The organism is Orenia sp. (assembly GCF_055140805.1).
Map to the genome: position 1 here is coordinate 1 of NZ_JBSQYM010000125.1, position 9,178 is coordinate 9,178.

General features: G+C 32.5%; 6 protein-coding genes and 1 pseudogene. All 7 read right to left on the minus strand.

The window, feature by feature from the left end; all coding sequences use genetic code 11:
* Positions 1-102: 102 nt before the first annotated feature.
* A complete protein-coding gene (locus tag ACTCDL_RS11775) occupies positions 103-621 on the minus strand; it encodes an SPOR domain-containing protein (protein WP_463176733.1) in 519 nt (172 codons plus the stop codon).
* A 754-nt stretch (positions 622-1,375) separates the two neighbouring features.
* Positions 1,376-2,659 (minus strand): bifunctional folylpolyglutamate synthase/dihydrofolate synthase, encoded by a 1,284-nt coding sequence (locus ACTCDL_RS11780; RefSeq protein ID WP_463176735.1) that lies wholly within the window; start codon positions 2,657-2,659, stop codon positions 1,376-1,378.
* A gap of 265 nt (positions 2,660-2,924) precedes the next feature.
* Complete coding sequence (locus ACTCDL_RS11785) at positions 2,925-4,184, minus strand: protoglobin domain-containing protein (protein ID WP_463176740.1); 1,260 nt, start codon at positions 4,182-4,184, stop codon at positions 2,925-2,927.
* A gap of 297 nt (positions 4,185-4,481) precedes the next feature.
* Positions 4,482-5,897: pseudogene (gene pyk / locus ACTCDL_RS11790) on the minus strand (pyruvate kinase); the annotation flags it as partial.
* 94 nt (positions 5,898-5,991) lie between these two features.
* Positions 5,992-6,999: a 6-phosphofructokinase gene (gene pfkA, locus ACTCDL_RS11795; RefSeq protein ID WP_463176747.1), complete on the minus strand. Its 1,008-nt coding sequence runs from the start codon at positions 6,997-6,999 to the stop codon at positions 5,992-5,994.
* A gap of 39 nt (positions 7,000-7,038) precedes the next feature.
* Entirely contained in the window at positions 7,039-8,022 is a 984-nt protein-coding gene (gene accA, locus ACTCDL_RS11800) for an acetyl-CoA carboxylase carboxyl transferase subunit alpha (protein ID WP_463176752.1), read from the minus strand.
* Positions 8,015-8,929 (minus strand): acetyl-CoA carboxylase, carboxyltransferase subunit beta, encoded by a 915-nt coding sequence (gene accD / locus ACTCDL_RS11805; protein WP_463176756.1) that lies wholly within the window; start codon positions 8,927-8,929, stop codon positions 8,015-8,017. The genes accA and accD overlap by 8 nt, the downstream gene beginning before the upstream one ends.
* Between the last annotated feature and the right edge of the window lie 249 nt (positions 8,930-9,178).

Sequence of the window (9,178 nt, forward strand, 5' to 3'; positions counted from 1 at the left end):
TTAATTAATCTTTTAATCTTTAATTCGTGTTAATTCGTTGCTAATCTTTAGCTTTTGATCTTTAGTCTTTTATTACACTTTAGACTTGGATATCTATAAACTTTAATGTTTAATATAAGTTGGAAAACCATAATTTTTCAATTCTAAGCCCAATTCTTCTGCGGCATCTTTAGTCCGAAAGGCACCCACCTGCACCCTATAAGGATCTTTACTAGTAATGTAAGCAGTAAATCCCTTACTTTGTAATTGTTCTACCAATCCTTGAGCATTTGCCTGTTTGGCAAAGGCACCTACCTGTACTACATATAAATTTTGATTTATACTTCGGTTTACAACTGCATCCTCTGCTTCTTTCTCATCTACTTTATCTGCATCATCTTCTTCTACCTTCTCTGCTGAAACTGTTTGATTTCGATTATTAACTTGATTATCAGAGTCTATTTTTTCCTCAGTTACAATCTGTTCATTAGCTACTGACTTAATCTTCTCCTCAGGAGCTGTCACATAATCTAAGAACCAACTACAGACAAAATATCCAAAAACACTAGCTATAATTGCCATAGAACCTATCATCACTGCTAAGGACATACCTGATTTTAAATTCTTATTATTCCTCTTCATAATTCCTCCCCTTCTCTTCTCACTATATTTTTAAATTTAATAAAAATAAATCCTCTATAATCTTTATTTAATATTTATTGACCTAATCCTCTAAATAATTATATAAGTAATTAAAACAAATTTATTCAAAGAACTTACTAGAATACTATGCAGATAGATTATTATTTATTAATAATCTTCTATATTTAATTAGAGATTAACCTTCAAAAGCAACAATAAATATCTATATTAACTTCTTAGCTAAGAACCTTTTGTTTGATCCTATTTAAGTTATATTTGTTTTTAAACCCCTTCATTCTAGTAATATTTACTATATTAAAGATTTTATACTTGTTTTACCGATAAATTTTAATATCTGAATTAACTCAAATCTATAATAAAAAATAGTACTAAACAGTAAAGATTATCTTGTTAACTATTATAATTACATCTTATACTAGTAGAAGGGCTGATAGAATATATGGATATTGCGATACTTTTCACTTTAGTGTATAGTGTATAGTGTATAGTTGATAGTGGTTTACACGAAGAGTCTTGTTCTTTAGACTCGTAGGGATAGTTAAGTTCAAAAACTTAAAACATAAGGATTTTAATCTTTTAACTATCCACTATACACTATCAACTATCAACTCAAAAAAGTGTCACAATATCCTCCATAAAGAGAAATTATTTGTATTCAACTCATGAACACAACAAGTTATATTCTACTATTAGTAATCACAAATAACAAAGAAGTAGAGTTGATTTCTCAACTCTACTTCTCTTCTCTTAGCAGAAAACTTCTAGCTTCTGCTACTGTATATAATGAGCCACTAATTAGAATTAAATCATCCTGTTTAGCTTCAGCTACCGCACTTTCAATTGCCTTCTCCAATTCCAATTGAGTATCAATATTTGAGTTATACCTCTCCACCTTATCTTTTAAACTTTCAATATCAATTACTCTATTACTACTATTTTGAGTTAGAATTACCTTAGTGGCTTTTGGTACAATACTAGAAACAATCCCCTCTACATCCTTATCACCTAAAATACTTAATACCAAAAACAAATTTTGATAATCTAATTTATCAAGTACTTTTAACAAGCTCTGTGCACCCGCTATGTTATGAGCACCATCAAGGATAATTGTTGGATTAGAGGAAAGAACCTCTACTCTACCAGGCCATTTAACTTTTGATATTCCTGATTTAATCTCATCTATAGTTAGAGGATAGCTATCCTCTATAGCTTCTATTGCTCCAATAGCAGTAGCTGTATTTAAAATTTGATGTCTACCTAATAAAGGTAGTTTCAATTGACTATAGATTCTTTTATCGCTCTCTAAATCGAATATTTGGCAGAACAAATCACTTCTATGCTCAGTAAATTTAAATTTCTTATTAATATTAATTAATTGTGCACCCTGCTCATTAGCCACTTTAGCAATCTGTCTTTCTACTATATCATCTTCAGTAGCTGTAATTACAACTTGTCCTTCTTTAATCACACCAGCCTTCTCCCAAGCTATCTTCTCTAAATCATCTCCTAAACGATCAGTATGATCAAGACTAACATTTGTTATTATTGACACTAAACTACTCTCTATAGCATTAGTAGCATCATATCTACCGCCTAATCCCACTTCTAATACTACCAAATTGACCTCTTGTCTATAATAATATAAGAAAGCCAAAGCAGTTATTACTTCAAAATATGTAGGAGGTTCTAACTCCTCTGCTACTCTATCAATTACTGGCTTCATATCTTCTATCAATTCTTCTAACTCTCTATTACTGATATTGACATTATTTATTCTAATCCTCTCATTAAATTCAGTAATATGTGGAGATGTATATGTCCCAACTTTATAACCACCTTCCGTATAGACAGAGCTTAAAATTGCTGTTGTTGAACCTTTCCCATTAGTTCCTGCAACATGAATAATATCTAATTTATCTTGAGGATTATCTAGATAATCAAGCAATAGCTTTATTCTATCTAATCCTAATCTAATTCCTCTACCATTTAAAGTCTCTAAATATTTTATCCCTTTCATCTTATCCTCTCACCTCATTATAATATTTAAAGTAATTCTTAATCAACAATAGCTACTTTAACCTCTAATTATAGTTAGTAGTTCTAAATTTGATAGTACTTTACTACATAATTTTAACTAAAATCAAGCTAAAATAAAAGAAAAATAAATTTTTTATCTAAAACATTCAAAAAAACTCCATCTAAGCCATGTATTAGGTGAAGAAAGTTCAATGTAAACAATAAAAGCTAGGAACTAAACCCTAGCCTTTAATAAGAATATATAATTACATCTTATCCTGGAGTTTTTCTACTAAACCTTGAACATCCCGAGAAGTTCTAGCCAATACCTTAGCTGATTCAGCTATCTCATGAATTGTAGCAGACTGTTCTTGAGTGAAAGCACTAGCCTCTTGGGTAGCAGCAGCATTATTCTCTAAGGCTTCACTAATATTTTCAATTAAAGTAACCGTCCTTTTAGAAGTTTTTACTGTATTCTCCTGTACCTCTTTGACCATAGTACCAATCTTATCTACAGCATTAGTAGATTCTTCAGCCAAACTCTTAATTTCTTGAGCCACCACTGCAAAGCCTCGACCATGCTCCCCTGCCCTAGCTGCTTCAATTGATGCATTTAATGCCAGTAAATTTGTTTGACTAGCTATCTTTTCAATAGTATTAATAGCTACTTCTATCTTCTCAGAAGCCTCTTCAGACATAGAGGCTAAATTTCTAATCTCATTTGTAGCATTTTGTGCATGTACAGCTTGCTCTTGACTACGTTCAGAAATATCTATAACATTATTGGTCAACTCACTAGAGGAAGTACTTAATTCATCAGTAGAATTGGCTAAATCATGGGATACTTCTATTATATTTTCACTTGCACCACTAAGCGTTTCTATTACAGTATCTAATTCCATAAAAGCAGCTATGTATGTTTCCATAGCAATTTGCATATCTAAATTAGTAATCTTCAAATAAGCCATTATGGCATCACTAGCTCTATCTAAATCCTTACTATAATAATCAACTATCTTTGGCATAGAAAATCTATAATAAATAGCATATCCTCCGATATAGTATTTAGGTCCTAATTTAATCCGGTCATGAACCTTACCTATTGCAAACCTACGCTTAAAATACTCTACTCCATATCCACCATCTACTCCATCAACCAATTCTAAGAAATACTGTTTTTGAGTATCCTTTAACCTATTAACAGTACTATGAGTATCTATAATCTTTTTCATAGAAGTAAACCCATAAATATGGTCATAAAACTGATTAACTACTTCATCAGCAATATCATGAAATAAATCTTTCATCTCTTTTAATAGCTCTATATCTTTTTCAGTAAAGTCTACTACCTGCTTTCTATGGTCAATCTCTTTTTCAGTTAAATCTTCTATATTAGATATGCCTGCAGAAAATTCATACATCATATTATCGGGATTTAGCCCCTTTTCTTTCATCTTATTCATCATATCTTTAGGGATATCCCCTTTCATAATATCAAACATTTTAGAGTGATTGAACTCCTTCATAATCTATCCCTCCTTTAAAAGTAGTTTCATTTAAATAATTCTAACAAATCTAAGCCTTATATTTGTTAGAAAATATACGAGTGTTCTTCTATTTCTGTCAGATATTCCTTAGCCTATTAACTATTATGTACCTATTCTTACTTCTATATTTATATTATTTTGATATAATATACTCATTATATTCTAATTTACTGATAATCATTCTCCATTATTATAAAATAAATAGTTGCTAGCAATAAAAAAAGTGTAAGGTCTTAAATTTAAGACCTTACACTTTTTTATTACACTTATTTATTTAACAACTTCTATTTTTAATAAGTTTGTTGTTCCAGGTTCAGATACAGGAGTACCTGCTGTAATTACAACTACATCATCTTTTTGAACATATCCAGCTTCTACAGCCGCGTTCATAGATTCCTTAATCATTTCATCAGTTGAATCAGTAATCTCAGCTAAGATAGGCTTAACTCCCCAAGATAAGATTAATTGATTAAATGCTTTTTGATCAGGAGTAACTGCAACAACTGGAGTTTCTGGTCTATATTTAGATACCATTCTTGCAGTATATCCAGATTGAGTAGTAGTGATAATAGCAGATGCATTCAACTCATAAGCACTCTTGCAAGTAGCATGACTGATAGAATCAGTAATAGTACTTCTTGCTTCTAAAACATCTCTATCCATTAATCTAGAATATTCTAATTGCTTTTCTGTCTCTACAGCAATTCTAGCCATAGTAGCTACAGATTCAACTGGATAATCTCCAGCAGCAGTCTCACCAGAAAGCATTGTAGCATCTGTACCATCATAGATAGCATTAGCTACGTCACTTGCTTCTGCTCTAGTTGGACGAGGATTTTTTTGCATAGAATCTAACATCTGTGTAGCAGTAATAACTGGTTTACCAGCTTTATTACACTTTCTAATCATTTGTTTTTGTGCTGCAGGAACATTTTCAGGTGGAATTTCTACACCTAAGTCCCCACGAGCAACCATTAAACCATCAGCTACTTCTAAGATTTCATCAAGATTTTCTACACCCTCTTGATTTTCAATCTTAGGAATAATCTTAATATTAGCATCATGCTTATCTAAAATCTCTTTAATCGCTAATACATCAGAAGCCTTACGAACAAAAGAAGCTGCAATAAAGTCTACTCCTTGCTCAATACCAAATTCAATATCAGCTATATCTTTTTCAGTAATTGCTGGTAAGTTAACAGATACACCTGGTAGATTAACTCCTTTTCTACCACCTAACTTACCTCCATTAACTACTTCACAAATAACATCTGTATCAGTAGTCTCTTTAACCTTTAATCCAATCAAACCATCATCAATTAAGATTGTATCTCCAGCCTTCATATCTTTAGGTAAATCTTTATATGTAACTGAAGTCTTAGTTGCATCTCCCAAGATGTCTTCTGTAGTTAAAATAAACTCTTGACCCTTTTCTAAAGTAACCTTCTCATTACCAGTCTTTAAAGCACCAGTTCTAATCTCAGGTCCTTTAGTATCTAGAAGAATTGCAACTGGGATACCTTTCTCTTTAGATAATTCTCTAATATTCTTTACTCTAGCACCATGCTCCTCAAAATCACCATGTGAAAAATTAAGTCTTGCTACATTCATCCCAGCATCCATTAATTGGGACAACTTCTCTCTTGACTCACTTGCAGGTCCAATAGTACATACAATTTTAGTTCTTCTCATTACTTACTCCTCCTCAAATTGATTTAAATTATATAGATAAAATATTAACTATATTTATAATTCTAAATCAAATTACTCCTCAAATTGATTTGAATTATATAGATAAAATATTAGCTAATTGATATAACTCTTCATCAAACTCTTTATTGCCTTCAATTGCATCTCTAATCTCGGCAATATTTATTCTATTATGTACTAATCCAACCATCTTATTAGTCTCTCCAGCCAATAGTGCATCAACAGCAGCAGCACCTAATCTACTTGCCAATAATCTATCTCTACCAGTTGGAGCACCTCCACGTTGGATATGTCCTAGGATAGAAACTCTAGTTTCAAATCCAGTTCTTTCATTAAGTTCTTTGCCTATAATAAAGGCATTACTTTCATTAACATCTCTATTAGTAGTAAATTCTTGACCTTCAATCTCTACACCTTCAGCTACTAAGATAATTGCATGAATCTTACCTGCTTCATAGCCAGCTTGAATATTACTACAAACCTCATCAATATTAAACTTCATCTCTGGTACTAAGATAGCTTCAGCACCACCAGCAAGCCCTGCTGCTAAAGTTAAGAAACCAGCATGTCTTCCCATAGCTTCAATAACAAAAGCTCTCTCATGAGAACTAGCAGTATCACGAATTTTAGTGATTGCATCAATAATAGTATTCATAGCAGTATCATAGCCAATAGAATCGTCGGTACAAGCAATATCATTATCGATTGTAGCAGGAACACCAACTGTTTTAATTCCAGTCTCATTAGTTAATAATGTAGCTCCTGTGAATGAACCATCACCACCAATAACTATTAAACCTTCAATTCCTTCTTTTCTTAATTGCTCTGCACCTTTAGCTCTACCTTCTGGAGTTCTAAACTCATCACAACGTGCAGAACGTAAGAAAGTTCCCCCACGATCAATAATATCACTAACAGAATTCTTATCTAACTTGACAAAATCACCTTCAATAACACCAGCATAACCCCTATTAACACCTACTACTTCTACACCAGCATGAATAGCCTTTCTAACAACTGCTCTAACAGCAGCATTCATCCCTGGTGCATCACCTCCACTAGTTAGTACAGCAATCTTCTTCATTATATACTCCCCCTTGCTCCTTTAAATTAATCTATAAATCTATAATTCACTTAATATCTTTTGACTATTTTCTTTAATCTGACCCATATTTCTAAATTTATTATATCTTATCTCTAACAGCTCTTCAGTATTTAATTTATCTAATTTCTTAATCTCTTTTAAGATCTCTTCTCTTAACAGTTGAGCACTAAGTTGATAGTCTTTATGGGCACCTCCAGGAGGTTCAGGAACAACCCCATCAACAATTCCTAACTTCATTAAATCCTTAACAGTAATCTTTAAAGCTTTAGCAGCAGTCTCTGCTTCTTTAGCATCTTTCCATAAAATCGCGGCACAAGCTTCTGGAGAACATACAGAATAATAAGTATATTCTAACATCAACACCTTATCTCCTACACCTATACCTAAAGCTCCACCACTACCACCTTCACCAATAATTACAACGATGATAGGCACTGTAATACCTGCCATCTCCATCATATTTCTAGCAATAGCTTCTGCTTGTCCTCTCTCTTCAGCGCCCACACCTGGATAAGCTCCAGGGGTATTGACTAAAGCAATAATAGGACGATTAAACTTTTCAGCTTGTTTCATCAGTCTTAATGCTTTTCTATAGCCCTCTGGATGAGCCATACCAAAATTGCGTTCAATATTGTCTTTAGTCGTCTTTCCTTTTTGATGCCCTATAACTGTTACTGGAAGATCTCCAATCCTTCCAATCCCACCAATTAAGGCTTTATCATCACTAAATTGTCTATCACCATGTAGTTCGATAAATTCATCACAAACTAACTCAATATAGTCTAAAGTTGTAGGTCTTTCTGGATGACGAGCTATTTGTAAGATTTGCCATGGCTCTAAACTAGAGAATATCTCCTTTTGTAGAACCTTAGCTCTTTTATTTAAACGCTCTAATTCTTCAGTTAAATCAATATCCTTCTCTTCCATAAAGCTTTTTAGTTCGTTAACCTTTTCTTCTAACTCAACAAGAGGTTTTTCAAAGTCCAAGTAACTACTAGGCATCTGTTTCACCTCTCATACTACCCATTTCATGGATATTTAGTATTTTTCCTAATATATTTTTAAGTTCAGATCTCTTAACTACCTTATCTATCATTCCATACTTTAATAGAAACTCTGCAGTTTGAAATCCTTCTGGTAAGTCTCGATTAATTGTCTGTTTAATAACTCTAGGTCCAGCAAAACCAATCTTTGCACCTGGTTCGGCAATATTAATATCACCCAAAGAAGCAAAACTAGCTGAAATCCCTCCATAAGTTGGATCAGTTAAAATAGATATAAATAACTGCCCTGCTTGCTCAAGCCTCTTTAAAGCAGCACTAGTCTTTGCCATCTGCATTAAAGATAGCATCCCTTCATACATCCTAGCACCACCTCCACCACCAGCAACAATAATCAAAGGTAATTTTTGATCGATAGCCCTTTCAATGGCACGAGTAAGTTTTTCTCCAACAACTGAATTCATACTTCCCATTAAAAATCTTGAATCTAGCGCAGCTAAAGATACAGTATGCCCATTTATATCACCAATCCCAGTAATAACTGCATCTTTTAAACCTGTCTTTCTTTGATACTTCTCTACCTTCTCTTCATAGTTAGGGAAGCCTAAAGGGTTAGTTGCTTCTAAATCAGCATCATACTCTTCAAATTTGTCTTCATCAATTAATAAAGATATTCTTTCGGTAGCTGTTAATCTAAAGTGATTACCACAATTTGGACAAACCTTTAAGTTTTCAGCCAATTTTTTATTAAAAATAATCTCTTTACATTCTTTACACTTAGTCCATAAATCATCTGGCATCTCTTTCTTTCCCTCTCTACCAGATTCTTCAACTTCCGAGCTCCTTCTGGGTCTACTCTTCCGTTCAACAGTAACATACTTAGATTTCCCAAAGAAATCTTTTAACACTCTTCTTCACCTCACTAAATTAAAGGATAGCAGTTATCCTAATGAATAATATTTCAATCTACTCAATTTAATAAAATTTAAGTGTATGAAACTATTACTCTGTAATCTTCAATTAATCTAATTTTATCAGAAATTAAACCGATTTCATTCTTTAAATATAATTTATTATATATTATCTATTTATTTTAGTCTTCTTATATCTATATTAAAGTCAAAGGGCACTCTGATATCTGTCTCTTATACACATCT

Bases quoted from the DNA above. Each gene is read 5' to 3' on its own strand.
- ACTCDL_RS11775 (WP_463176733.1), bottom strand. From the start codon at position 621: ATGAAGAGGAATAATAAGAATTTAAAATCAGGTATGTCCTTAGCAGTG.
- pfkA (WP_463176747.1), bottom strand. From the start codon at position 6,999: ATGAAGAAGATTGCTGTACTAACTAGTGGAGGTGATGCACCAGGGATG.
- ACTCDL_RS11780 (WP_463176735.1), bottom strand. From the start codon at position 2,659: ATGAAAGGGATAAAATATTTAGAGACTTTAAATGGTAGAGGAATTAGA.
- ACTCDL_RS11785 (WP_463176740.1), bottom strand. From the start codon at position 4,184: ATGAAGGAGTTCAATCACTCTAAAATGTTTGATATTATGAAAGGGGAT.
- accA (WP_463176752.1), bottom strand. From the start codon at position 8,022: ATGCCTAGTAGTTACTTGGACTTTGAAAAACCTCTTGTTGAGTTAGAA.